Here is a 24,517-nt window from a genome sequence, read left to right as displayed (position 1 = left end):
AGGACGGCTGACCATCATCGCGATCAGGCTCGAGGCACCGGCTGCGGCTTCATGAGATGTGGGCTCCCCGGGGTGGCGTCCAGACGATCGGCAGTAGTTCTGTCGCCCATTGGTAGGTGCGCTTGAGGGTGTGGCGGCGGGCAGCCTCGGTTTTGCCGGTCTGGGCCATGAGTACTTCGCGTAACGGGTGATGGGATTCGATGAGGTCGTTGTTGCGTTGTTCGAGCCACGGCATCCACGATTCGTGCGGCGCCCGGTCTTGTTTCGCCTGATTGCAGGGCCTGCACGACAGGACAAGGTTCCAGACGGCGTCGACGTCGGGGCCGCGCCAAGGGCGGGTCCGCAGTTTCCACGGCAGGACATGCTCGACGACGGACGCGGTGCTGGTGTCCTGCGCCATGACCTGGTCGCAGTAGGCGCAGCGGCCGTCCTGGTATCCGCTGAGGGCCGCGGCCACCCCGGTGACGCTCCGGCGACGTTTCCTGGTCTGGAGCACCAGGTGCTGGGTGTCGGGGTCGTAGCGCAGCGGAGGGCCCAGTACGGCTTCGGAGATGCCGGTCGCCCACGCCGTCTCCACCAGCCGCCATCGGGCAGCGGTTTCGGCGTCGAGGTCTCGAGCGTGTACTGATCGGGCGAGTTCCAGGAGTTCGTTTCGGAGCACGAGCCCTGGGGCGGCGGAGCTCCTGCGCTGGTCCTCGTAGAAGCTCACCGGCGCCTGGTCGCGGCCGAGCTTGGGGAACGCGTCGATGACGTTGCTGAAGCCGAGCTGGACGGTTCGCCGGTGCAACTCGTCACGGTCGAGTTCGCCGGCGTTGAACGCGCGGCAGCGGTCCAGGCATACATCTACGAAGTGGTGGCCGCTCTCGAAACCCTGGGGTTCTCCGAGAGGCAGATTCAGGAGGCGGCAAGTCGCAAGCGAGCCGAACGCGGCGGCTTCAGCCGGCGGCTGTGGCTCGACAAGGTGACATCAACTGGGTGATCCCTCGCCATCGCCGTCCATCTGAACACCCCTCGCCCGGTGATCGTCCGCGGGGTAAGCTCGGGATGATTATTTCATCACCCGATGATTTACCTGGGAAGGGGCATGGTGAGACATGCGTAGGACGCCTGCGGCCGTCGGAAGTGCGGTGTTCTTCGCCGTGGCGCCCGGCGGTGTGGCTGTGTTCGGGCCGTGGTGGGTCACTCGCTGGCGGATGGCGGATCTACCCGACTGGCTCTCGTGGGCCGCCGTCCCGCTTCGAGTGGCCGGGGTGGTGCTCATCCTGGCTGGGGGCGCCGTGCTGGTCGACGCCTTCGTCCGCTTCGTGACCGAAGGGTTCGGGACGCCCGCGCCCGTCGCGCCTCCCGAGCACCTGGTGGTCGGCGGTCTGTACCGGTATGTCCGCAACCCGATGTACGTGGGAGTGCTCGCGGCCATCGTCGGCCAAGCGCTCTTGCTCGCGCGGTCCGGGCTGCTCTGGTACGCCGCCATCGCGTTCGTCGCGGTCTTCTGCTTCGTGCGGCTGTACGAGGAGCCGACCCTGCGCAGGAGCTTCGGCGCCGAGTACGAGGAGTACCGCGCGGCCGTACCGGGCTGGTGGCCCAGGCTACGCCCATGGGCCAGGACATGAAGCCGGGAGCGCGTTCGGTGTAATCGTCAGGGCCGGCCGGGAAGGCCGGCCAACGGACGCCGCTTTGCCCGATCTCGGGATCGTTTGATCACGAAGCAGAAGAGTACGCGCAAGGTCCGCTACGGGATATAAGCGATGATCTCGCTGTTCTCCCTGGTTCGCCGGAAGGCGTTCGAGGGCACGAAGGGCTCGCGGGGTGGTGGCACGTCAGCCTGAAGCCGCGCGGTATGCGGAAGGCGGCTGGCCGGTCGTGGCTTTGAAGACCCGGCTGAGATAGAAGGCGCTGCGGTACCCGCACTGTTCGGCGATGTGCTCCAGCGTGTGGTCCGTCCCGGTCAGCAGTTCCCGCGCCTTTCGCAGCCGGACGCCGCGCAGGTACTGGATCGGGGTGACGCCCTGTGCGTCACGGAAGCGTCGTGAGAGCCGCGAAGGGCTGACGCCCAGCGTTTTCGCGAGGGCGCCGAGGGAGAGCTCCGGCGAGGCGAAATCGTCGAGGATGAAGGCGATCGCCGCACGCACCAAGGCATCCTCACGCGTGCCGTCACGCGGCCGTTCCCGGTGGACGGCGATGAGCACGTCGTTGACCACATGGGCCGTGACCATGTCCGCGTCCAGGTTTTGAGGGCCTTCTTCGAGAAGGGAGAGGGTGGCGCGCAGCCGGTCGACGTCCCGCAGTCGGCTGCAGCCGACCGGCGGCTCCAGGGCGGTCCGGAAGCGCGCGAAGAAGAACGACGTCGGCACCCGCATCCGCCGCCGCAGTGTGCTGCCGGGCGGGCTGATGACCACGTCGCCGAAACGCGCCTCGCCACGAAGCCCCGCCTCTGCCACGGGTCTGCGTCCGGTGTTCTCGACCTCGTAGGAGAACATCCCGTTCCTCGGGAGCAGCATGCACCAGTCGTCGGACACGTCGCGGTCGAGGCCGAACGCGGTGCGCCGGGGCGCCAGAACGTAGCCGTCAAGAGCCGGAAAATGCACGGACATCCTGTGGTCGCCTCCGAAAGAATGTGCATGGCCTCGATCGGAGAAGCCATTCCGCGGGCTTCCGCCGCCCGAAGATGATGGATGAATGGAAAAGACGCTGAGCGCCGATATCTGTGTGTACGGGGGAACGGCCGCGGGGTGCGTCGCCGCCGTCACGGCACGCCAGGAGGGCGCCTCCGTGATACTCGTCGAGCCGGGTCGCCGGCTGGGCGGGATGCTGGGTGCGGGCATCAAACCGCTGCAGGACTGTCCCGTTCCTGACGCGGTGGGCGGCCTGACGAGCGACGTGGTCTTCGGCTTCGGGGACCATCCCCCGGACATCGTGCGCGCGTTCCACCGCTGGGTGACCGCCAACGGGGTCACCGTGCTCTTCGAGCACCGCGTCGCCGAGGTGACGCGGAGAGGCGAAAATATCGACACCATCCATCTAGAGTCTGCGCCGCCGGACGAGTGGGGAGTTCCCTCGCCGGTTTCGGATTCAGAGAAGTCCCGCGCCGTGTCGGCGTCGGTTTTCGTCGATGCCTCTTATGAGGGTGATCTGATGGCGCTCGCGGGGGTTCCTTATCGGATCGGACGTGAATCGCGCCGGGAATTCGGCGAGGCGCTGGCCGGTGTCGGGCAGATCACTAACTGGACGCCGATCGACCCTCATGTCGTACCGGGCGATGACACCAGCGGGCTCATCCCCCTCGTTGACGAGGACCACGGCCTGCCGGCCGGCTCGGCGGACGACTACACGCAGGCGTACAACTTCCGCTTCTACCTGACGACCGACCCGCGGCACAGGGTCGAGATCACCCCGCCGGAGGACTACTCGCCCGACGCGTTCGAGCTGGTGCGCCGCTACCTGCCGCACAGCGAGAACCTCGGGGACGTCTTCCCCGGCTGGCTCAACTCGGGCGAGTACAACTACCAGCGGGCCTCCCTGGTCACGAACGCGCCCGTCGGCGTGAGCCGCACCTACCAGGACGGCGACTGGGAGGCGCGGTCGCGGATCTGGCGCGGGCACATCGACTACCTTCGCGGCCTGCACCACTTCCTGTCGACGCATCCGGAGGTGCCCGGGGAGTTCCGGCGGGAGACGGCCGCGTACGGGCTGGACGGCCGCGTCTTCCCGGATACCGGCGGGTGGCCGCACCAGCTCTACGTACGGGCGGCCCGGCGGCTGCGGGGCCGGTACACCCTCACGCACGCGGACGTGCTGAACCGGACCCGTCCCGGCGACGTCATCGGGCTCGCCCTCTTCGGCGTGGACGTGTACCCGGTGCGGCGCATCGCCTGCCGCGACCCCGAGACGGGGCGTCCGGGAGTGGCGACCGAGGGCGACATGTTCATCGGCGGGCACATGGGAACGGGGCGGCCGTACCCCGTGCCCTACCGTGCCATCACGCCCGAACGGGGCGACTGCGGGAACCTGCTCGTGCCCGTGTGCCTGTCGGCCACGCATATCGCCTACGCGGCCACCCGCATGGAACCGGTCTTCTGCGTGCTCGCGGAGTCGGCGGCCGTCGCGGCGGCGATGGCGGTGCGGGATCACGTCGCCGTCCAGGACATCGACGTCGAGCACCTGCGCGGACGCCTGGCCGAGAGAGGCCAGGTCATCGGCTGACGACACCACTGCCGGACCGGATCGAGCCGCCCGCCTCGGCCAGGAGGTCTCCCAGCGCGTCGTGAGGGAGTTCGTGCCCTCGCGAGGCGGGACCGCCCCGACCCGGTCGCGGGGCGGGGCGGGGACGGACGTCGTGGCGGCGCCGGCCGCCGCGCGGGGCCGCGAACCGCTCGGCACCACGCGGTGGTCAGGAATGGCTCCTCCTCGCGCGGCGGATGTCGTCGGGCCATTCGAGCGTGACGCCGAGGTCGTCGCGGAGCCGCGCCTGCAGGCGGCGCAGGCTCGCCGGGTCGGCCCGGAGTTGCGCCGGTGTCCGCGCCGTCTCGGCGACCTGGGCGGCCAGCGCGCCGACCGCCTCACCGATGGACCATTCGACCGGATGCAACCGGTACGCGCCGTTGGCGATGTGCGTGGTGCCGATGTTCTTGTTCGCGGCGACGAGGTTGTCGGCGTCGGCCGGGATGAGGGCGCCGAGGGGGATCTGGAAGGGGAAGCAGTCGATGTCGACGTAGCCTCTGCCGGCCGTGCTGGGGTGCAGGTCGATGCGGTAGTGGCCGATGCCGACGGTGTCGTCGAACAGGGCGCTCCCCGCGCCTGGCCCGCGCATCTCGACGCCGATGTGCGCCTCGGTCACCTGGAACAGGGGGCGGATCCGGCGTGATTCGCGAATGTAGGCTTCCTTGGCCAGGCCGTCCGAGGTGCCGGTGACGTCGCCCCGGGGTCGCAGTTCGGGGTAGCCGGCGCCCCCGTCGTGGCGGGGGGCCTCGGTCTGCATCCAGTGGACGAAGCCACTGGTGAGGGAGCGCGCCTCCGCCAGCGCCTCCGAGCGCTCCGCCGGGCTCACCCCGAGCAGGGGACGGTCCCAGTAGTCGATCTGCGGCCAGTTCACCAGGGTGATCTCGCCGCCGGGAAAGGCCGGGTCGAGATTCTGCCGTGACAGGATCCGGCGGTAGTGCCACAGGTCGTCGGCGCCCGCGTGGACCGCCTGCGACGGGGAGTGGGCGAACAGCGGCCGCCACCGCACCTCCCCCGTGTCGGGCACGATGTCCTCCCAGGACAGTCGCGGGCCGGGCCAGCGGGGGTCGGCGGTGTCGCGCCAGTGCTCGTAACCGGCGGGCCGGTCGATGGTGTGGTCCTCGCCCGGACGGTATTCGAGCGCCACGCACCAGGTGATCGCCTGCTGGTCGCGCGGATCCGGCCGTTGAGGCGCGTGCAGTTCGCCGGTCTCGCCGCGGGACTCCGCCCCGATCGTGTGGGGCAGGCCGGCCTGCTCCAGCAGGTCGCCTTCCTCGGTCGCGTCGGCGACGAGGCGGGCGGCCACCTCCACGGTGCCGCCGTCCCTGCCGCGCAGGCGTACACGGGTGATCTGCCGGCCGCGGCGTTCCACGTGGACGGGTTCGTGTTCGCGCAGCACGGTGATCGCGCCCGAGGCGAGGTGCGGGGACAGCAGCTCCTCGATCGCCAGGGCGGCCACCCTCGGTTCGTGGCACAGCGCCGAGACGTTGCCCCGGCCCGGGTTCAGCCGCGGGTCGGCGGCCGCGTCCGGCGTGAGCGGGTAGTGGCGGCGGTAGTGGGCGCGGATGGCCTCGCGCAGTTCCCGGTACGAGGCGGACCCGAGGTCGCTTTCGATCCACCGGTGCTCGTCCGGGGGGACCGCCTGGGTGGTCAGCTGGCCGCCGAGCCAGTCCGACCGCTCGGCGAGCACGACCCGCAGGCCGAGGCGCGCCGCGGTCAAGGCCGCGGCGACTCCCCCGAGCCCTCCTCCGACCACCAGCAGATCGATCATGACGCGCTCCTTATCGCGGGCCCGGTGGTCGCTCCCAGCCGCGCGAACCACTCTTCGGCGAAGTCGAGGTCCGGCGCCCGTCCGGCCGGCAGGACCATCGCGGGCTCCGCCGGGGCCTGTTCGCACGGCCGGTCACGCAGTTCCGCGACGACCTCCGCCACCCGCGCCCCGATCGGTTTGGTCCGCCCCTCGGCGTCGATGAGGCCCAGGCCGTACTCGAGTTCGTCGAAGCCCGTGAAGCGGCGGCTGATGTCGTGGGACGCCCACCAGGTCACCGCGCCGACCTCGGGGATCGCGGCGGCCCGGCGCAGCATGCGCTCGGCGAAGTCCGCGACGGCGACATCCTTGAGCCAGAGCTCGGAGACGCCGACCTCCTGGATCCACACCGGCTTGCCGGCGGCGCCGGGAGTCGCGCGGGCGACCTGCGCGAGGTAGTCGGGGATGGCCCAGGCACGCTCCTCCCCCACCCTGGCGAGGGCGCCGGTGAAGTACGGCCACGCGTGCACCGGTACGAGGTCGCACGCCTCGGCCAGGAAGGCGCGGCTGATCGGGGCGTCGTCACTCATCCACGGCACGTGGTCGACGCCTACGGTGACCGGCACCCCGGCCGTGCGTGCGGCGTTCAGCATCCGGGCGGCCCACGGCTCGCCCTCGCCCGCTTTGAGGTGCTTCATCAGGACGTTGGGCTCGTTGGCGACGTCGATGCACCACAGCGCCTGGTGTCCCGCGACCGCGTCCGCGACCGCCCTGACGAGGAGTTCGGCGGCGTCGACGGCGCCGGTGAAGGGGTCGGCGTCCTTCAACCAGCACGGCCGGAAGTCGAAGCCGCTCAGCCAGCCGTCCAGCACGGTCACGCAGACGTCCAGCCCGTTCTCCGCGGCACGGTCGAGCAGGCCCTCGAGACGGCGGAGCGCTCGCGGTGACACCCACGACGGGCTGGGCTGGAAGAGCGGCCACAGGCACTGCACGCGCACATGGTCGAACCCGAGCGCGGCGATCTGCTGGAAATCCTCGGCGAAGGTGTCGTCGTCCTCCGCCCAGGCGTACCACCAGTTCTCGCGCGGCAGGTAGTTGACCCCGAAACGCGCGCTCATGCCGGCACCGTTCCCGCCAGGAAGGCGGCCTGCCGCGGCCACTGGCCTGCGGCGCCGCCTTCGTGCTCGTTGTAGGGGTACACGGTGATGTCCTTGGGACCTCCGTAGGCGTTGAACGCCGCGAACACCGTGGACGGCGGGCAGATCGGGTCCATGAGCGCGACGGAGAACAGGGCGGAGGCCGTGGCCCGGGCCGCCAGGTTCACGCCGTCGAAGTAGGAGAGCGTGTCGAACACCTGATCGGTGCTCTCGCGGTGCACGGACAGGTAGCGGGTGATCTCCGCGTACGGCTCCCGGCCCGTCAGGCCGACGGCGCGCTCGAACTGGCACAAGAACGGCACGTCGACGAGGACGGCCAGGAGGTGCTCCGACAGGCCGGCGGCGGCGAGCGCGAGGCCGCCTCCCTGGCTGCCGCCGGCCACCGCCACCCGGGCGGCGTCGACGGAGGGGTGTTCGCGCACCGCGTCGACCGCCCGGACGGCGTCGGTGAACAGCCGCCGGTAGTAGTACGTGCCGGGGTCCTCGATGCCGCGGGTCATGACGCCGTCCGCCGCCGGCCCCGACCCGTGCGGATCGTGCGTGTGCCCGCCGGCGCCCCACGCGGAGCCCTGTCCGCGCGTGTCCATGACGAAGCAGGCGTATCCGGCGACGACCCACGGCAGGTACTCGTGCGGCAGCCCGCGGCCCGCCCCGTACCCCAGGAACTGCACGACGGCGGGGTGGGGGCCGTCTCCGGGCGGCAGCAGCAGCCAGCCGGCGATCGGGTCGCCGGCGAATCCCGGGAATCGCACGTCGAGGACCTGGCACCCGGCGAGCGGCGTCGTGACCGGGGTGAAGCGGACGGTCCCGCCCGCCTTCCTGGCTTCGGCGAGCGTCTCCCGCCAGAAGGCGTCGAGGTCGGCGGGCACCCGGACCTCCGGCCGGTACGTACGGAGTTGGTCGATGGGCAGGTCGAAAAAAGGCATTGGCGTCCTTTGTACCAAGGCGGGTGGGGGGTCAGCCCTTGAGCGCGCCGGCGTTGCCCGCCGCCTGCAGGAACTGGCGCTGAAGAACGAGGAAGAGGATCACGGGGATGATGACCGAGATGAAGAGCGCGGCCATGAACTGCGAGAAGTCGATGGTGCTCTGCAGCCGTGGCAACGCGACCGACATGGGCTGGTCCTTGGGGTTCGGCAGGACCAGCAGCGGCCAGAGGAACTCCTTGTAGGAGGAGACGAGCGTCAGGAGGCTGACGACGCCGAGTATCGGGCGCGACATCGGCAGCACGATGGAGAAGAACATCCTGAACGGCCCCGCCCCGTCGACGCGCGCCGCGTTGAACAACTCGCCGGGGATGCCGGCGAAGAAGCGCTGCATGAGCAGCACGTTCACGGCGTTGGCCGAGGACGGCAACCACACCGCCCACATCGAGCCCAGCAGGCTGACGTGCACGAGCGGGACGTCGATGACGGTCAGGTAGAGCGCCACGAGGGAGATCACGCCGGGGATGAACAGGGTGGCGAGGATCGCCGCGGACACGGGCTTGGCGTACCTGGGCTTGAGGACGGCCAGTCCGTAGCCGCCGGTGGTGGCGACCAGCAGCCCCAGGCACAGCGACCCGGCCATGAGGACGAGGGTGTTCCAGAAGTACCGGCCGAAGTCGACCCGCGTCCACACCTGGGCGAAGGAGTCCCAGTGGAGGCCGGTGGGCCACAGGGAGAACGGCGCCGACAGCGACTCGGTGGTGGTCGAGGTGGCGGCCTTGAACAGCCAGAACAGCGGGCCGGCGCAGCAGATCACCAGACCGGCGAGGACGACCGCGCCGACCACTCCGGACGCGGCGCGGACCCCGGGCCTGCGGCGGTCGATGAAGGAGAGGATGCCGCGCTCGTCGGTCATGAGGTGCTCCAGCGTCTGGTCGCCCAGAGGTAGACGGCGGACAGGGCCGACAGGATGAGCGCGAGCAGGATGCTCAGCGCGGTGGCCCGGCCGTAGTCGCCCGAGATGAAGGCGTACCGGTAGACGAGCATCAGGATCGTGACGGTCCGGTTCTCCGGGCCGCCGTTCGTCATGATGTACGGCTCGGTGAAGACCTGGAAGGTGCCGATGACCTGGAGCAGGAGCATCACGAGCAGGATCGTCCGCATCTGGGGCAGGGTGATGTGCCACAGGCGGCGGAACACGCCCGCCCCGTCGGTCTCGGCCGCGTCGTACAACTCGGTCCTGATGCTCATCAGCGTCGCCAGGTAGATGATCGTGGCGGTGCCGAACGAGGCCCACGTCGCCTGCAGCACGATCGACGGCATGGCCAGGTCTCCGTCGTTCAGCCAGGCGACGGGTCCAAGGCCGAACCAGCCGAGGACGGAGTTGAACACCCCCTGCGGGCTGGGATCGAAGAACGCCTTCCACAGCAGCACGGCGACGACCGGAGGGAAGATCACCGGCAGGTAGACGAGGATGGACGCCATCCTGCGCGCGCGCCGCAATTCGCTGATGAACACCGCCAGCAGCACCGGCACCGGGAACCCGATCACGAAGGCCAGCAGCGTGAACCACAACGTGTTCCCGGCCGCGGTCAACAGGAGCGGGTCACGCAGGACGCGGGCGAAGTTGCCGAACCCGACCCACTCCGAGGTGAGGAAGTTCGTGCGCTGCAGGCTGAGCAGCAAGGAGCGGAGGATCGGCCACCACGAGAACAGCCCGAACGACAACAGAAGCGGAATGAAGAAGACCAGCGTGGAGAGCCCGCCACCGCGGACCCAGCGCGAAAGCCCTCGCTTGGGGCCGGTTGCGTCCGTCATCGTTACGGAAGCACCTTTCTGCACTGTCGGCCCCGTCGCGCCGGCGAGCGCGACGGGGGGCGACCGGTCAGCCCGCGTCAATGGCGGCCTGGACCTTCTTCTGAGCGTCGTCGAGCAGGGCGGTGATGTCGGCGTCCTTCCGCGTCAGCACCGCCTGCACGACGCTGTCGAGGATCCCGTACGTCTCCTGCGCCTTCGCCGCCGGTTCCGGCACGAGCGGCAGAGTCCTGGCCGAGTCGAAGTAGGCCGTGAAGTGCTCGCGCGGCACGTTGATGTCGTCCTTGATCCAGGTCAGGTACCGGTCGGTGGTGGCCTGGTCGAACAGCGGCAGCACCGGCGCGCCCACCGGCAGTTTGTCGGCGGCGGACGCCTTGGCGCCGGCGACGGCGGCCTGCTGGTCGTTGTACTTGCGGAACTCGGCGAAGTCGATCCACTTGAGCGCGGCCTTGATCTCCTCGGGCGTGGCCCGCGGGTTGACGATGGCCACGGATCCGCCGCCAAGGGTGCCGAGCCCGCCGGGCGCCTGGGGCAGCGGGGCGAGGCCGAAGTCGTCCGGCTTCATGCCGAGGGACTGCACGACCTGGGTGTAGGTGTCGGCACCCTGCACGATCATGCCGACCTTGCCGCCGGCCAGCGCGCTCTTGATGTCGTCGTACCCGACGAGGAAGTCGGAGCCGAAGGTGTCGTCGTCCCAGCGCATCGCGCGGTAGAGCTCCAGCGCGCCGCGGGTGGCGGGGTTGTCGACGGTGGCCTGCCTGCCGTCGTCCGACTGGATCTTACCGCCGTAGGCGTAGCTCATGGTGGTGAGCGCCCAGCCGCCGGTGTTGTCCTTGGTCATGGCGCCGAAGCCCTGCGCGCCGGTCTTGGCGTGGATGGTCTTCGCGGCGGCGCGTACCTCCTCCCAGGTCTTCGGGGGCGCGTCAGGGTCGAGCCCGGCCTTGGTGAACAGGGCACGGTTGTACAGTAGCCCCATGCTGTAGGCCACGGTGGGGACGCCGAACACATGGCTCTGCGGGCCGGTGGCGACCTTCACGATCGACGGGTTGATCTTCTTGACGGAGGAGCCGGCGCCGAGGTAACCGGTGAGGTCGGCGGCCTGCTGCCGGGCGATGACGCCCTGAATCTCGGTGAACGGCACGTAGTACACCGTGGGCATCTTCCCGCCGGCGACCAGCGCCTGGAAGGTGTTCACGTCGAATGCGGACTCGTCGCCGGTGACCTTGATGCCGGGGTTGGCCTTGGTGAAGTCGGCGATCTTGCGGTTGAACGCCTTGAGCTGGTCGGGGTTCTCCTGGGGGGGCTGGTTGCCGACGGTGATGGACACCGGGCCGGGCTGCGACGAGCTGCTCTCGCCGGCGCAGCCCGCCGTCAGGGCGAGCGCCGCGGCACCGGCACCGAGGGCGGCAGCGAGCTTCCGGGCGATTGTGGGGGGCATGGGTCTCCTCAGTACTTCGGTGCTGGTGTTTCTTCGGCGCCCGCCGTCAGGGGGCGATGAGTCCTCCGTCGAGTCCCCGGACGCGGGCGGCCCAGGCGTCGTGTCCCGACAGCCCCGCGGGGTGGCGGGCGGCGGCGGATTCGTCGAGGTCGATGCCCCACCCGGGGCTCTCGTTCGGGCGCAGCCAGCCGTTCTCGACGCGCAAGGTTCCGGGGAACACCTCGTGCACGGCCTCGCCGTACACGTGGCCTTCCTGGATGCCGAAGGCCGGGCTGGTCACGTCCAGGGCGACGTTGGCGGCGGCGCCGATCGGCGAGGTGTCGCCGGGGCCGTGCCAGGCCGTGCGCACGCCGACGAGCTCGGCCGCCGCGGCGATCTTGCGGGCGGCCGTCAGCCCGCCTAGGTCGGACACATGGGAGCGGATGAAGTCCACGCCGCCGCCCAGGACCAGGCGCGCGGCGTCCGTCACCGACGTCGTCAGCTCGCCGACCGCGATGGGCACAGGCGAGGCGGCACGCACCTCGGGCAGCCGGTCCCAGTGCTCGGGCGCGACGACGTCTTCCAGGAAGAAGAGCCGGTAGGGCTCCAAAGCGCGGGCGAGGACGACCGCCTGCTTCGGGGTCAGGCGGGAGTGGACGTCGTGCAGCAGCTCGATGTCCCAGCCGAGCCGCTCACGGGCGGCGGCGAACAGCTCCGGCGTCGACCGCAGGTACTCCGGTACCCGCCAGCCGCCCGGGTACGGCGCGGACCTGTCGGAGATGTCGGCCGTCGGCGGCGCGCCGTAGGTGCCGGGGCCCGACTGGCCGACCTGGAGCCTGATGTGCCGCAGCCCGGCCTCGCGCAGGCGTTCGGCCTGGTCGAGGGTCTCCTCGATCGAGGCTCCGCCCGCGTGCAGGTAGGTGTCGGCGGCGGCGCGCACCTTGCCGCCCAGCAGCTCGTGCACGGGCCTGCCGGCACGCTTGCCGGCGATGTCCCACAGGGCCTGGTCGAGCCCGGAGATCGCGTTGTTGCCCACCGGCCCCTCACGCCAGTAGCCGGAGAAGCGGGCCAGCCGCACCAGGTCCTCGATGTCGCCGGGGTAGCGCCCGACGACGAGCCGGGCGAGATGGTGCTCGACGTACGCGGCGACGGCCCGCCACCGCTGCGTGTAGGTGGCGCAGCCGAGCCCGTAGAGCCCATCGTCGCTGGTGGTCACCTTCACGACCAGCAGCGGGATGCCTTCGGGGGCGGTGGCGACGGCTCGGACGCCCGTGATGCGCACGTCGTCGGGCGCCTCCCACGGCTGTTCGAATGCGGTCATGCGAGTGTCTCCAGGTAGGTCGTGCCGATCGGGTCGCCGAGCCGGTGCCGGGGCGCCCAGCCGAGGGCGCGGCGGGCGGCGGAGGTGTCGATGGGCGCGGTGCGGCCGGGGAAGGCCCGGCGGCGTTCGCTCGCCGGGGCATAACGGTCGAGCAGGAGGTCGGTGGGCTCCTCGATGATGGTGTCCTCGGCGGCCAGCAGCAGCGTGTGCATTCCGGTGACCGGCCGCGTCAGGCCGCGCAGCACGGCGTCCACCGCGTCCGCCATCGCCAGGTACGCCCAGCCTTCCCTGGCGAGCCGGGCCTGCTCGCCGGAGTCCTGGCCGAGGCGCGCGGCGATGGTCCGCAGCGCGGGGAGGTCGCGTACGAGGGGGAAGCGCAGGGCGATCACCGTGATGCCGTGGCGGCTGTGCGCCCAGGCGCCGATCTGCTCGTCGACCCACTTGGACAGGGAGTAGGCGTCGTCGTGCGCGACCGGCGACAGCTCGTCGAGCGGGTAGTAGGCGGGGGTCAGGTCGTGCCGGTTCAGGGGCACGCCGAACGCGTTGATCGAGCTGGCGATGACCGCGCGGCGCACGCCGAGCTCGCCGGCGGCGTCCAGGACGGTGAAGGTGGCCGAGGTGTTGCCCACGAAGACCTCACGCGCCGTCCCCAGCCCGGGGTGCGGGATCGCGGCGAGGTGCACGACCGCGTCCACGTCCTCGAACGCCCGGCGTACGAGGCTCTCGTCGGCGGCGTCACCGGTGAACACCCGGTCGGCCGGCGACGGCGCCGACCACGCGACCGAGAGCGCCGTCACCGAGATGCCGGCGGCCAGCAGTGCGTTCACCACGGGCCGGCCGATGGTGCCGTCGGCACCGGTGACCAGCACGCGCGTGGGATTCGCCGGCGGGGCGGAATCAGTCAAGAGCAGTCCTAAATGGCTAGCGTTGAACAGCAACGAAACCGCTTTCGCAAGAAGACCACAAGATCGCAAATTGTGTCAATTGTCGCTTTTATTGACCGGCGCAGCTCACCTGCGGTGACGAAAGGTCCCGGGTTCACGGCTGCCGAGGCGAACCCGGGACCATCCGTTCACCTGCGGCAGGTGGCGGCCCGGTAGTGCAGCTCGCGGTCCTGGAGGACGAAGTTCCCGCCGCCGTCCAGGTACCCCGCGGAGACCACCGCGGTCCCCCCGGCGAGCTTCCTGCCCGACCCCGGGAACGTGTGCAGAACCGCACGCCCCGGCGCGACCCCCGTGTAGGTCCTCTCGCCGAGAGGGGTGACCAGGCGCAGGTCGATCGCCTCCCTTTCCCGGTTCACCGCCATGACGGTCAGGCCCGGGGAGAACAGGCAGGACGACAGCGCCGTGGCCGTCACCCCGACCTTGCCAGGTGTGGCCGCCAGCAGGCGCAGCGGCCGGAACTTGGCGGGGTCCTTCGACTCCGCCACTCCCTTGCCCCACGTACTCCATCCGCGCCGTCCGGTGCCGTCGTTCTCGTTGACGGCGACGGTCGCCGAAAGCACCCTGTCCGCCGGCGTGACGCCGATCGCACCGAACGGGACGGACAGTTCGTACGTGGTGGTCTTCGCGGCCTCGTCACGCGTCACCGCCGACGTCAGCCCCTCGGTGGTGGCGTTCGCGGGCAACCAGCGCGCGAGATCCACCGGACCGGCGCCCGTCAGGGCCGTGCCGATCTCGCTGACCGGCCGGCCGCCTTCGCCCGGCCAGCCCGGCGTCACGCCGAGCTGGACGCTGTCCCCCTGCCACATGTCGGCGCCCCGCGCGGGCTGGGCGTGCGCGTTGTCGGTGATCACGGCGCTCAGGTAGAGGCGTCCGGTGTCGTGGGTGAGCCAGAGGCGGCCGCTGTGGTCGGCGTCTCCCGCCCAGCCGGTGATGACCTGCTCGGCCGCGCCGAGCGTCTGCGCGGGAAGGGCGGACACGGCCGCGTCGATCTTGCCGTCCACCTGCACCGGCCGGTACGGCACATCGACCGGATCCGCGTCCACGAGAGTCCCCTGCGCGGTTGCGGTCGCGTCCCCGGTGGCCGTGGCGGACCAGGCGCCCGGCTCGGGCACCGGTATATCGACCGAGACGCTTCCGTCCCCGGGCACACTCGTGCCGGGCAGCGCACGGCCGTGCGAGGAGCCCACGGTCCAGTCGATCCCGTCCAGCTTCACGGGTTCGGTGCCGCGGTTCACGAGGGTGAGCCGCAGCAGGCCGGCGCCGGCGGCGTCCAGCGCGTGCGCGCCGGTGAGCCCGAGCCGGGCCACCACGTCGGCGGTCGCCGTGAGCAGCCCGATCGTGCGGTCGCCCGCGCGGACCTCGGCGGTCCAGGTATGCGCGCCCACGCCCGCCGCGGGCAGCGTGACGGCCACCGACCGGGTCTCCCCGGCCAGGACCTGCGCTGATGTCGTGCCGGTTCCGGTGCGCAGCGACACCTCCAGTGCCCGGTCCGCGGCGGTGACCGTCCACGTCGCGGCGGGCGCGACGGCCTCGACGGCCTTGTCGACCGTGAGCGCGTACGGCGACCGCGCCTGCACCTCCCCCAGCTCTCCGGTGAGGTAGATGGGGTCCTTGCCGACGGCGACGTGGACCCGGCCGTCGGCGTCCGGCCGCAGGGTCGTACGGGTGCCGTAGAGGTCGGTGACGACGGCGTCGCCCGTCGCCTTGATGCTCCAGGTCTCCGGCTTCAGCGCCCACAGGGCCTGCATGCGGGTGGTGGCGGGCTCGCCGGAGCGGGCGCCGAACTCCACGCCGTACCGGCCGCCGCCCAGGTCCAGGACCTGCCGGACCGCGCGGCCGGAGGTCTGGCGCGTGAGGATGCCCTGCGCGACGAAGGCCGGTTTCGGAGTGTAGGCGCCGCGGGGATCGTTATCGTTGCGGATCATGCCGAAGCGGTGTTCGGGGTTCTTCGGGTCGGTGCCGTCGTCCTTGAAGTCGTAGACGGTGTACCGGCCGATCCCCTTGCCCAGGGCCAGCAGCTGCGCCCGGGAGAGGTCGCGCGCCTGTGCCTTCTCGTCGGCGCCGAGCGGGGTGTCGGAGGTGTGCCAGCCCTGCTCGCTGAGCCAGATCGGCAGGTCGCGGTGGCCGGCGGCGTCGAGTTTCGCGCGGATCACGGCGACGTGGTTCGTGAACTCCTCCGGCTCGGAGTCGAAGTCGTAGGGGTGCGTGGTGAACGCGTCGAGGTCGTCCAGGCCGCCTGCCGCGATGAACCTGTCCACCCAGCCCGGCCAGTCGTCCATCGGGGCCAGCGCCGGGCCGGCCAGCTTCACCCCCGGATGCGCCGCGCGGACCCGCTCGGCGGTCCTGGCCAGCAGCGCCGCGTAGTTCTCCGCGGTCGCGCCGGCCGGGCCGTTCCTGTCGCGCAGGTTCCACTCGTTCCACACCTCGTAGAAGGTGTCGTCGGTGCCGAACGTGGCGGCCGAGACGTCGGCGTAGTTCGCGAACCCGGCCCGTCCGGCGTCCGTGGCCGGGGCCTCGCCCTGGTGGTAGAGGCCGTTGCCGTACGCGAGGATGTCGAAGAACTCGAGGTGGTTCGCCGACAGGGCGGCGGTGTAGGCGTCCACCCTGGCCGGGAAGTCGATCGTGCCCTTGACCTTCTCCGCCTCGGCCCAGTACGCCTCGTCCCTGGCGAAGCCGACGCCCGCGTCGGCGATCAGCGGAATCGTGTCGGTGGACCACGCCTGGCCGTAATGGGTCGCGACCCCGATTCGGTCCTCGCGCGCGCCGGACGCGGGCAGCACCGACACGTCCGTGCCGCCCGTGACACGGCGGCCGTCGGGCTGCACCGCCACCAGGTCGACCGCGTACCAGCCGGTGGGCAGCTCGCCCAGCGCCAGGCTGCCGCCCAGCTCAGCGGCGTCCCGGGCGCCGGAGGCCACCACGGCGTTCCGGGCGTCGCGTACGGCCCACTCCACGGACGTGGCCGCGGTCCTGATGCCGAACGACACCTCCTCGCCGGTGCTGAACGCGTTGCCGGTCGCCGTAGGGACGACCGCGAGGTCGGGCGGCGGGCCCTGCACGGTCACGTCGTCCACGTCGATCGTCGCGGCCGGACCGTCGACCAGGCGGAACGCGTCGACCAGGAGCGACAGCCGCTTGAGCGGGCCGTGCCAGACGCCGTCGTTCGCGCCGCCCCAGTGGACGTACTCGGCCTGTCCCGCCGGGGCGAAGTCGTTCACGGTGACGGTCTGCCACCGCGTGCCGGGCGTGAGCGGGCGGGTCTGCTGGTGTGCCTGCCCGGTGCCGTCGACCATACGGACGACGACGCCCTTCAACTGGGTGCTGCGGATGGCGAAGCTCAGCGAGCGGGCGTCGGTCGAGGGCACGCCGCGTACCAGCTCGGCGGTCCCACTGGGCGCGTTCACCTGCAGCCGGGCGGCGCCGCTCCCGGTCGCGGGCGCGTCCGGGGTCACGGCCAGCGACACGGTCGTGGCGCCGCTGGTCGCCGTGAACCACGGGGTGACGCCGCTCTCGAAGTCACCCAGCACGGTGTCGCCCGCCACGTCACCGGCTGCGGCCCGCGCCGGTGCGGCCGGCGCGAGAAGTCCCGTCATGGCCGCGGCGATCGCGACCAGCCCGGAGACGACCCGTTTCGGTAATGGACTCGCTGTGGATCGGCCTGCGCGGATGGGGCCCGTCGACATGCTCGCTCTCCTCGCTCCCAATTAGCGAAACCGCTTTCGCACTGGGCGCAGTGTGAGTTGCGGTACAGGCCGCTGTCAAGAGGGTGTATCCGGCCCGGGCGGGCTCATTCACCCGCCTTCGATACAATCGGCCGGTGCCGTCCAAACCCAATGGCAGTGTTCGGCTGAGCGATGTGGCTGCGATCGCAGGCGTGTCGATCTCGACCGCCTCGAAAGTCCTCAACGGAACGGACCGGATTTCCGAGGCGACGCGTGCGCGGGTGCTCGCCGTGGCAGAGCGCCTCGACTTCAGGCCGAACGCGCTCGCGCGTTCCTTCGCGCTGGGCCGCAGCCGCACGATCGGCGTGCTCACCCATCGTGCGACGAGCACGTTCTCCGGCCCCGTGGTCATCGGCGCGGTGGTGCAACTCGGGAAACTCCAGCAGGCCGCCCTCGTCTTCGACGAGGACGTTCTCGTGCACCGCGAGATCACCGAGAGCATCCGCCAGTTCCAGGCCCGCCAGATCGACGGGCTTCTGGTCATCGGCGACGGCCACGAGCGCCGGTCGCCCTCGATCACGCACCATTTCACCGTGCCGGTGACGTACGCCTTCGCGGCCTCCGACAACCCCGAGGACGTCGTCTACCTGCCCGACAACGAAGGCGCGGGGGTGCTCGCCACCCGCCATCTGCTCGAGCGCGGGCGCTCCCGCATCGCCCACGTCACCGGCGATCCGTCGAGCATCGCCGTACGCCTGCGAGAGCGCGGCATGCTCACCGCGTTGCAGGAGGCCGGGCTCCGTCCCGCCGCCCCGACCCGTTTCGGCTCCTGGGCTGAGGGCTCGGGGGTCAGGGCCATGCGGGAACTACTCGACTCCGGCGCGGAGATCGACGCGGTGTTCTGCGGAAACGACCACATCGCCCGCGGGGTGCTCGAGGTCTGCGAGGCCATGGGGCTCCGAGTGCCGGAGGACGTGGCGATCGTCGGCGTCGACAACTGGGAGGGGATCATCGTCGACCAGGGCATCCGGCGGCTGACCACGATCGACCTCGAACTCAGGGCCTTGGGAGAGCTGGCCGCCGCCAACCTCCTGGCCGACGACCGCACCCCGGGTGAGAACTACGTCTCCCCCACCCTCGTGCCCGGCCCGTCGTCCTAGTTGACGGCAGTGGGGCATCGGCTGTCCAGGTGGCCGGCAGGACCTGGAGCATGTGCATGATCTTGTAGAAGGTCAGGCCGCCCCAGCCCCCTCTGGGCTGGGCGGCCTGAGCCGGTGAGGAACAGGGCATCGGCCACGTCATGGCGCGGCTGCGGTGAGCCGGGCGTGGAGGCGTTTGCACTCGTGGACGAAGCGGATGGTCCGGCGGCTCTGGGCGAAGTCGGCGATTACCGGGATCTCGCCGCGGGCGCCCGTCCAGTGGGCCACGTCGGTGGCGAAGGCCACGAGGTCGGCGTGGGTCGCGGTGATGCGCTGGCCCTCGCGCGGCAGCATTTCGGGGAGCAGGGCGCGGAGGATGCGCCATACCTCGTGGTGGGCGCCGGCTTCGGCGAGTTCGGTGAGGGCGGCGATGGCGGGGCGGGTCTCGCGCCAGGTGCGGCGTAGCACCAGGGCGAGTTGGCGGCCGATCGCCTCGGCGGGGAGGTCGCCCCTCGCGGCCATACTCAGGATGAGCGGGATGACGCCGGGCACGCCGCCGGCCAGGAGGAAGGCGAGGATCACCGCCGTGGACTCGCCCAGCGGGCCCTGGGTGATCTCCAGGCCGCTGAGCTCCGCCGGAGTCGTCCACATGCCCCAGTGGTCGCGTAGCAGGAAGGGCAGGAAGTTGACGGCCACGACTTCCCGGTGCGAGGGCAGCATGGCGGGCCATGCTGCGAGCGTGCCGCTGGACTCGTCGACCCTCCAGTCGAACGGCTGGCGCAGCAGCACCTCGTCGATCAACCGGTGCCCGGTCGGGGTCGTCACCCGTAGCACGGGCTGCAGTCGCACCTCGGTGAAGTGGTCCGGTTCGCCGTCGCCGAAGTCGACCATGGACGCGCCGACCATGTGGCGCCACACGTGGCCGCACTCGGGATCGGCCATGCCGTCGCCGGCGAGCCAGCGGGCGGCCGAACGCGCCGCGTCCGAGTCGACCTTGGCGGCCCGGTCGGCCGCAGCCGGGTGGGAGCCTCGGGGCAACCGCAGCAGTGCCTGCGCCAGGTCGGCCGGGAGTGGCTCCACGCCGGCGGCCGCGCAGGTCTCCAGCCGGTCGACCAGCACGTCGGGGTCGAGGTGGCCGCTCATCCAGGTCGGGGTGGCCAGCAGCACCGGCGGAAGGGCGCCGTCGCGGAGGGCCTCGGCGAGTTCGGCGTAGCGGTGCAGCAGGAACTCGTGCGGCGGAGAGACGCGATTGGGATGGGGCAGGTGGTTGCGCCGCCCCCACTCGTCGTGCTCGGGCAGTTCCCTGGGCATGTAGGAACGCAGCCGGGGCGGGACGAAGACGACGGTCACCTGCACGAGCGGCTCGCCCGGCTTCGGCGGAGGCACCTGCTCCCCCGCCCGCATCGCCGCGATCCGCGCGGAGTCCACGCCGAGCTCGGCCATACGCTCGTAGGCGCCGTCGAGGATGAACGACGGCATGGCTTCCACGGAGTCGTCGTACAGGACGCCGGGCTTCGTCCGCACCGGATGAGGGCTGGACGGCACTCCGCGTATCCATCCCTCGGCGCCGTGGTGCCGCGGTTGCTCGGCGTCGGTGGGGGCGTCATATAGGTGGATGCGGCCCCGGGCGAAGGGGATCTGCCGGTCACCCTCGTGGGCCTCCGCCTTGTCCGGACCGTCGTCGCTGGTCCAGGTGAGGGAGAACGCGCGGAGCGGGGCGTCGTCGTCGAGATAGCGGCCCTGCCGGTAGGCGCCGATCATCGTGATCCGCCGGGGCGACGGCTCGGGCTCGGGCTCCTCGCCACGGGTGAGGGCGCGCACGCGCACGGAGTGGTGGGCGTCGTCCCAGAACTTCTCCGGCGCGATCGGCGGTGGCACCGGCACGCTGCCGGGGGTGACGAGCTCGGCGGACAGAGCCGACTGCCAGTCGGCGGGGTTGACGCGCACCTGCCTGGACCGCCAGCGGCCGTGGTCGTGATCAACGCGTAGCCTGAGCCTGCGCCGCAGCTCCGCCCGGTCGTCGGCGATGCCGGCGACGAAGGCCGCCAGCCAGCGTTCCTGGCCGACCCAGCGCTCGTGGTAGTTGGGGTTGATCGATGGCTCGGGGAACCGCCGCATCTCCGGAAGCTCGGGCAGCGGCGGGAACTCCTTCCGTGCCGGCGCTTCCTCGACCGGGGTCTGTCCGCCGAACCGCTCGGCCAGCTTCGCGCCCAGGTGGGCGGGCAGGTGGCGGGCGCCGTCGAGGATGGTCTCGGCGTGGCCGGTGAGCAGGCCGGCGTATTTCAGGGTCAGCTCGGCCGCGCGGTTGCGCACGTCGAAGGACTTGTGCGCGTACGCCGTGGTCAGCGCGGTCACGAAGTCGCCGGCCGTCCCGGGCGTGGCCTTGATCGCCTGGTCGAGCCAGCGCAGGCCCGTGGCGGCGAGCTTGGCCTCCTCCCGGAAGGTGAGCGCGTCGACCGCCTCGACCAGGTCGGCCTGGTCGAGCGGCATCGCTCCGCGCACCTGCCCGGCGGCCAGCTCGGCCACCGTGCCCGGAGCCGACGGCAACAACCGCAGGTAGTCGCGCAGGCGGGAAGCGGACTCCGCCGGCGTGGGGTCGAGGAGCGTGTGCAGCCGGACGAAGAACCGCAGGTCCTGCGCCTCGCCGCCGCGCAGGAAACGGCTCACGCAACCGTCGAGCGCCTGATCTCTGGGCAGCTCGCGCACGGCGGCGGCCAGCCAGCGGGTCGGCCGGGGCTCCAGCCGCTCGTCACGAAGGGCGCGGCCCGCGCCGTCGGCGGCGAAGACGCGAGGCAGCAGCACGGGGGTCAGCGGGTCACCGGCCACGCTCGGCGCGGCCAGCCAGGCCGCCACCAGCGGGTCGTGGTCGGGCGGAACGGCGCCGGAGGCACGCAGCAGCGCCACGGCCGGCGGCGCGATGCGGTCGGCGGGACGGCGCACCCGCTGGGCCAGCCGGACCGCGACGTCACGACGCCACTCCAGGGGGCGGCTCGCCGCCACCCTGCACACCTGGGCCACGTCGATCTCCTCGGCCCAGCGGCGGTTGACGTCGCGGCTCGTCATCCACGTCACCGCGGCCGCCGGGCCGGTGATGACGCCGACACCGGTCAGCAGCAGCGCGCCGGCCAGTTCGTCGAGCAGGTCGCCGACCTCCCAGGAGGCCATCTCCTCGAAGTCGTCGGGATGCTCGGCGCGCACCTGCTCGGTGCGGACGCGGCGCAGCTCCTTGACCAGGCCGGGCAACCGCCCGCCCAGCTCCGCGCGTTCCTCCTCGCTGAGCGTGACCAGACGGTCGGCCAGGCGGGTGACCTGGTTGCGCGTGACCAGCTCGCGGATCTCTGTCCAGAGGGTCATCGGGAGACCTCCACGGCGGCGCTGGCGACGATGCGGGCGGCCAGTACGTGTTTGCACGGCCCGCGGGAGCCGCGATGGTCCCACCACCACTCGCAGGTGCAGGAGCCGTCGGCCAGCGAGACCCGGCGCGCGCCGCCCGAGGTGTGGACGGTGGCCGACTCGCCTTCGAGGCGAACGGCACCCGCGTCGACGAGCTTGCGCGCCTTGGCCAGCCGCGGGTTGAGCAGGATCACGTTGTCCTTGTCGTAGGGCAGCTCACGGTGGAAGTGGGCGGCCTCGGCCAAGTCGTAGCCGACCCGGCCGGCGGCGCCGAGCCGCGTCAGCGCGGCCCGCACCCGGGCGGCGGGGATGCCCGCACGGTCGGCGAGCAGGCCGATCTCGACCTCCGGCTCGAAGTTGAGCAGCATGCCCACGACGTCGGCGTCGTTCTCGGCCTCATCGGTGGCCAGGTCGTCGAGCACCGCGCCCTCGCCGGAGAAGCCGCGCCAGCGCTCGGGCGAGAGGGTGAGGGTGTACCGCATCCCGGGAAGCTCCAGCTCCCAGGCGCTGGAGGCCGAGTCGGCCGGGCCGTACACCCGGAGGGACTTCGCGAAGCGGAGCAACGGCAGGAGGGTGCCGAGCCGGTTGGGGCCGGCGAGCTGGACCGAGCCCGGCACCTGACGGTCGGACACCTTCAGCTCACGCCCCGCCTGCGCCACCCACACCGTGCCCTTCTTGGGCAGCCCGCGCAGGAACCGCACCGCCGCCATGCCGGTCAGCTCACCGCGCTGGTCCATGCCCGAGGCGATGACCTGCACCTCGGCGAACCCGCGTAGCCAGCGCTCAGGCAGCGGGACCTTCTTCTCCACCACCGCGCCGTCCATCGTGGTCACGACCAACTCGTCGAGGCCCACCCCCAGGTGCAACGGGTCGCGCGCGCCGATGCGCGCCAGCGCCTCGCGGAGCGGCGCGTTCACGTCGACGTTGGTGGTGCCCCGGTCGAACACCTCGCCGTCGAGCGCACCGCTCAGCAGGTCGAGCCGGGCGTACACCCCGCCGCAGGCCGAGAAGGATTCCAACCGCAACCGGTCTCCGTCGCACGTCACCACCGGGTCCCGCACCCAGCCGGGCCGCGCCTGGGGCTGGTGGTAGCGGGCCAGCGCCACATCGGCGACGCCGAGCAGGCCCGCCGCGGCGGGGGCCGCCTGGGTCACCACGCCGCTGAAGAACCGGGGCGCCACGGCCGCGCCGGACAGGGCACGCCCACCGGAGGTCGCCAACCCGAGACGACCGTCGACAAGAGAGGAAGGCGCGGCGTAGGTGTACGCCTGCGTCGCTGAGATCATGGCCGGGACAGTAGATCCCCCCACCGACAAACCGCCGCAGCGGATGTCGAGGAGATGGAGGTTCCTGTGAACATCCACGCCATCGATGGGACCCAGGCGCTTTGTCGTGGGCGAAGGGAAGGGATGAAGTGAAGCACACCCCGTTTCCGACGCCGACCGTGACTGCGTCTGTGTGATGCCGTGAAACAGCAGGCCAGAATCGTCCACCGAGAGACATCCGGACTCAACGGCGGCGTCTGGCTGCGAGATACCGCCTCTGCGGAATGCCGAACCACTCATCGTCAAGTGTCGTACCGCTCAGCCGACCTGCCACGGTGAAGGCCACCGCCACACGCTCGTCGAAGTTCTGCCCGGTGGTGAGTCCGGCCACCTGCAAGTCGTGATCCAGATGTGCTGGGTCGATTCCCTCTCGATCGAGATGTGGGGCGGTCAGCGACAATGCCGTCACAATTACGCCATCTCGAGCTAAGGTCACGCCGCTGTCGAGATTGACAGTCCAGTGGATGTTCATCGCCTGCCCTCCGCCGGAGGACAAGGAGCGGAGCCTATTTGGCTCCGCTCCTAGATAGCTCTGTGGTTCGACGACGAGGGTGTGAGCGTCGCCGATGGGCCCGATGAGGAGGATGGGCTGGTCACCGGGTACGCGCCAGCGTTCGGCGTTGAGCTCATGCATGGTGTGGAGAGTCACGGACGACGCGTCCGCACCGAGAAGGCGGGCTACGTCGTCGCTCTGAAGATTACGGACCCACGTCCCGCAGAACTGCTCGAACAGTCCCACGTTCTCCAGCATGTCTGCCACTTCTCTGGCGTTCACAGACCCTCATCGCTATGCCGGGATGGGCGACACCGTCATGTAACGCTCACAGGCCCCGGCGAGCTCAGATTATGAATGCCGAGTGATGTTGATCAGGCAAAATCTGCCAGACTAACGCCCGATGCGGTATCCCGCTGAACATCCGCGGTTCCCGGTCAGTCCACCTGCTCATCGGTGTACCTGGCCACCACTCACTCGCCCCTTGCCTCGGGGACGTCGACGCGCACGAGTCGCGGAAGCGCTCCACTGCGCCTACGACGACTCCGCACCTGCCGGGAAACGCCGACGTCCCTGCCCGAGGCGGAGGCGGACGACGATGAAGCCGATACTCGCGGCGGCCACTGTCCACACGATCGTCTTGCCTACGGTCTGGACTACCTCGTTCCTGCCGGGCGGGAGCACGACCATCTGTACGGCGGCGCCGACCGGCACGGTCGATCTCGCGAGCAACCCGATCGCTCCCGGTCGCTTGACCCATGCGCCAACGGCACCCAAGGGTGCACCGCAGACGACACTGGCGACCCACCACAGGGCCGGTTCGGACTGGTACCAGGGGACCTGCCCGCCGCTACGGACGGTGTCCACGATGCTGTAGGCGGCCGTGGCCGCAAGCAAGGCGAGCGCGCCAGCGGTAGCACCACTCCATGCCGGTGCCGTGAACGTTCGTCACGATGCCTTCCTACC

At 71.0% G+C, this 24,517-nt stretch carries 18 protein-coding genes; 4 read left to right on the top strand and 14 right to left on the bottom strand.

Annotated features, from left to right (window positions below; translation table 11 throughout):
- Positions 1 to 49: 49 nt before the first annotated feature.
- Positions 50 to 787, bottom strand: coding sequence for an HNH endonuclease (locus ABZT47_RS15485; RefSeq protein WP_354841344.1), 738 nt, complete (start codon positions 785 to 787; stop codon positions 50 to 52).
- On the opposite strand from ABZT47_RS15485, the gene ABZT47_RS15480 reads away from it, so the two are divergent.
- A complete protein-coding gene (locus tag ABZT47_RS15480) occupies positions 782 to 979 on the top strand; it encodes a hypothetical protein (RefSeq protein WP_354841341.1) in 198 nt (65 codons plus the stop codon). The two genes, ABZT47_RS15485 and ABZT47_RS15480, sit on opposite strands and share 6 nt — an antisense overlap.
- A gap of 214 nt (positions 980 to 1,193) precedes the next feature.
- Positions 1,194 to 1,610, top strand: a complete 417-nt coding sequence (locus ABZT47_RS15475; RefSeq protein ID WP_354841339.1) for an isoprenylcysteine carboxylmethyltransferase family protein — start codon at positions 1,194 to 1,196, stop codon at positions 1,608 to 1,610.
- A gap of 207 nt (positions 1,611 to 1,817) precedes the next feature.
- Here ABZT47_RS15475 and ABZT47_RS15470 read toward each other — a convergent pair whose 3' ends face one another.
- On the bottom strand, positions 1,818 to 2,477 hold the full coding sequence (locus ABZT47_RS15470) for a helix-turn-helix transcriptional regulator (RefSeq protein ID WP_354841336.1): 660 nt from the start codon (positions 2,475 to 2,477) through the stop codon (positions 1,818 to 1,820).
- A 199-nt stretch (positions 2,478 to 2,676) separates the two neighbouring features.
- On the opposite strand from ABZT47_RS15470, the gene ABZT47_RS15465 reads away from it, so the two are divergent.
- A complete protein-coding gene (locus ABZT47_RS15465) occupies positions 2,677 to 4,200 on the top strand; it encodes an FAD-dependent oxidoreductase (RefSeq protein WP_354841333.1) in 1,524 nt (507 codons plus the stop codon).
- Positions 4,201 to 4,387: 187 nt separating this feature from the next.
- Here the strand turns inward: ABZT47_RS15465 and ABZT47_RS15460 are convergent, their stop codons facing one another.
- The 9 genes from ABZT47_RS15460 to ABZT47_RS15420 form a co-directional block, all read right to left on the bottom strand.
- Positions 4,388 to 5,986, bottom strand: a complete 1,599-nt coding sequence (locus ABZT47_RS15460; protein ID WP_354841330.1) for an FAD-dependent oxidoreductase — start codon at positions 5,984 to 5,986, stop codon at positions 4,388 to 4,390.
- Complete coding sequence (locus ABZT47_RS15455; RefSeq protein WP_354841327.1) at positions 5,983 to 7,080, bottom strand: cellulase family glycosylhydrolase; 1,098 nt, start codon at positions 7,078 to 7,080, stop codon at positions 5,983 to 5,985. The genes ABZT47_RS15460 and ABZT47_RS15455 overlap by 4 nt, the downstream gene beginning before the upstream one ends.
- Entirely contained in the window at positions 7,077 to 8,045 is a 969-nt protein-coding gene (locus tag ABZT47_RS15450; RefSeq protein ID WP_354841324.1) for an acetylxylan esterase, read from the bottom strand. Before ABZT47_RS15450 ends, ABZT47_RS15455 begins: the two co-directional genes overlap by 4 nt.
- Before the next feature lie 31 nt (positions 8,046 to 8,076).
- Complete coding sequence (locus ABZT47_RS15445) at positions 8,077 to 8,958, bottom strand: carbohydrate ABC transporter permease (RefSeq protein ID WP_354841322.1); 882 nt, start codon at positions 8,956 to 8,958, stop codon at positions 8,077 to 8,079.
- Positions 8,955 to 9,860 carry a sugar ABC transporter permease gene (locus tag ABZT47_RS15440; protein WP_354841319.1) on the bottom strand — a complete coding sequence of 302 codons (906 nt, stop codon included), beginning with the start codon at positions 9,858 to 9,860 and terminating at the stop codon, positions 8,955 to 8,957. Before ABZT47_RS15440 ends, ABZT47_RS15445 begins: the two co-directional genes overlap by 4 nt.
- Positions 9,861 to 9,927: 67 nt before the next feature.
- Entirely contained in the window at positions 9,928 to 11,295 is a 1,368-nt protein-coding gene (locus ABZT47_RS15435; protein WP_354841317.1) for an extracellular solute-binding protein, read from the bottom strand.
- A gap of 46 nt (positions 11,296 to 11,341) precedes the next feature.
- Positions 11,342 to 12,595, bottom strand: a complete 1,254-nt coding sequence (locus ABZT47_RS15430) for an enolase C-terminal domain-like protein (protein ID WP_354841314.1) — start codon at positions 12,593 to 12,595, stop codon at positions 11,342 to 11,344.
- A complete protein-coding gene (locus tag ABZT47_RS15425; RefSeq protein WP_354841311.1) occupies positions 12,592 to 13,500 on the bottom strand; it encodes an NAD(P)-dependent oxidoreductase in 909 nt (302 codons plus the stop codon). Before ABZT47_RS15425 ends, ABZT47_RS15430 begins: the two co-directional genes overlap by 4 nt.
- Before the next feature lie 167 nt (positions 13,501 to 13,667).
- Entirely contained in the window at positions 13,668 to 17,132 is a 3,465-nt protein-coding gene (locus ABZT47_RS15420) for a sugar-binding protein (RefSeq protein WP_354841310.1), read from the bottom strand.
- Between the two features lie 173 nt (positions 17,133 to 17,305).
- Between ABZT47_RS15420 and ABZT47_RS15415 the strand changes: the two genes are divergently transcribed.
- Positions 17,306 to 18,361: a LacI family DNA-binding transcriptional regulator gene (locus tag ABZT47_RS15415; RefSeq protein WP_354841308.1), complete on the top strand. Its 1,056-nt coding sequence runs from the start codon at positions 17,306 to 17,308 to the stop codon at positions 18,359 to 18,361.
- 138 nt (positions 18,362 to 18,499) lie between these two features.
- Here the strand turns inward: ABZT47_RS15415 and ABZT47_RS15410 are convergent, their stop codons facing one another.
- The 3 genes from ABZT47_RS15410 to ABZT47_RS15400 form a co-directional block, all read right to left on the bottom strand.
- A complete protein-coding gene (locus ABZT47_RS15410; protein ID WP_354841305.1) occupies positions 18,500 to 21,694 on the bottom strand; it encodes a hypothetical protein in 3,195 nt (1,064 codons plus the stop codon).
- Positions 21,691 to 23,019, bottom strand: a complete 1,329-nt coding sequence (locus ABZT47_RS15405) for an SWIM zinc finger family protein (RefSeq protein WP_354841303.1) — start codon at positions 23,017 to 23,019, stop codon at positions 21,691 to 21,693. Before ABZT47_RS15405 ends, ABZT47_RS15410 begins: the two co-directional genes overlap by 4 nt.
- A gap of 223 nt (positions 23,020 to 23,242) precedes the next feature.
- Positions 23,243 to 23,833: a DUF6461 domain-containing protein gene (locus ABZT47_RS15400; protein WP_354841300.1), complete on the bottom strand. Its 591-nt coding sequence runs from the start codon at positions 23,831 to 23,833 to the stop codon at positions 23,243 to 23,245.
- Positions 23,834 to 24,517 lie beyond the last annotated feature (684 nt).

It is taken from the genome of Sphaerisporangium sp. NPDC005289, from assembly GCF_040607455.1.
GTDB lineage: Bacteria > Actinomycetota > Actinomycetes > Streptosporangiales > Streptosporangiaceae > Sphaerisporangium > Sphaerisporangium rhizosphaerae.
Note: the sequence above shows the minus strand (reverse complement) of the source record. Positions and strands in the feature narration are given on the sequence as shown.

Coding starts and splice junctions, on each gene's coding strand:
- ABZT47_RS15475 (WP_354841339.1), top strand. CDS start 1,194: ATGGCGGATCTACCCGACTGGCTCTCGTGGGCCGCCGTCCCGCTTCGA.
- ABZT47_RS15470 (WP_354841336.1), bottom strand. CDS start 2,477: ATGTTCTCCTACGAGGTCGAGAACACCGGACGCAGACCCGTGGCAGAG.
- ABZT47_RS15465 (WP_354841333.1), top strand. CDS start 2,677: ATGGAAAAGACGCTGAGCGCCGATATCTGTGTGTACGGGGGAACGGCC.
- ABZT47_RS15460 (WP_354841330.1), bottom strand. CDS start 5,986: ATGATCGATCTGCTGGTGGTCGGAGGAGGGCTCGGGGGAGTCGCCGCG.
- ABZT47_RS15455 (WP_354841327.1), bottom strand. CDS start 7,080: ATGAGCGCGCGTTTCGGGGTCAACTACCTGCCGCGCGAGAACTGGTGG.
- ABZT47_RS15450 (WP_354841324.1), bottom strand. CDS start 8,045: ATGCCTTTTTTCGACCTGCCCATCGACCAACTCCGTACGTACCGGCCG.
- ABZT47_RS15445 (WP_354841322.1), bottom strand. CDS start 8,958: ATGACCGACGAGCGCGGCATCCTCTCCTTCATCGACCGCCGCAGGCCC.
- ABZT47_RS15440 (WP_354841319.1), bottom strand. CDS start 9,860: ATGACGGACGCAACCGGCCCCAAGCGAGGGCTTTCGCGCTGGGTCCGC.
- ABZT47_RS15435 (WP_354841317.1), bottom strand. CDS start 11,295: ATGCCCCCCACAATCGCCCGGAAGCTCGCTGCCGCCCTCGGTGCCGGT.
- ABZT47_RS15430 (WP_354841314.1), bottom strand. CDS start 12,595: ATGACCGCATTCGAACAGCCGTGGGAGGCGCCCGACGACGTGCGCATC.
- ABZT47_RS15420 (WP_354841310.1), bottom strand. CDS start 17,132: ATGACGGGACTTCTCGCGCCGGCCGCACCGGCGCGGGCCGCAGCCGGT.
- ABZT47_RS15410 (WP_354841305.1), bottom strand. CDS start 21,694: ATGACCCTCTGGACAGAGATCCGCGAGCTGGTCACGCGCAACCAGGTC.
- ABZT47_RS15405 (WP_354841303.1), bottom strand. CDS start 23,019: ATGATCTCAGCGACGCAGGCGTACACCTACGCCGCGCCTTCCTCTCTT.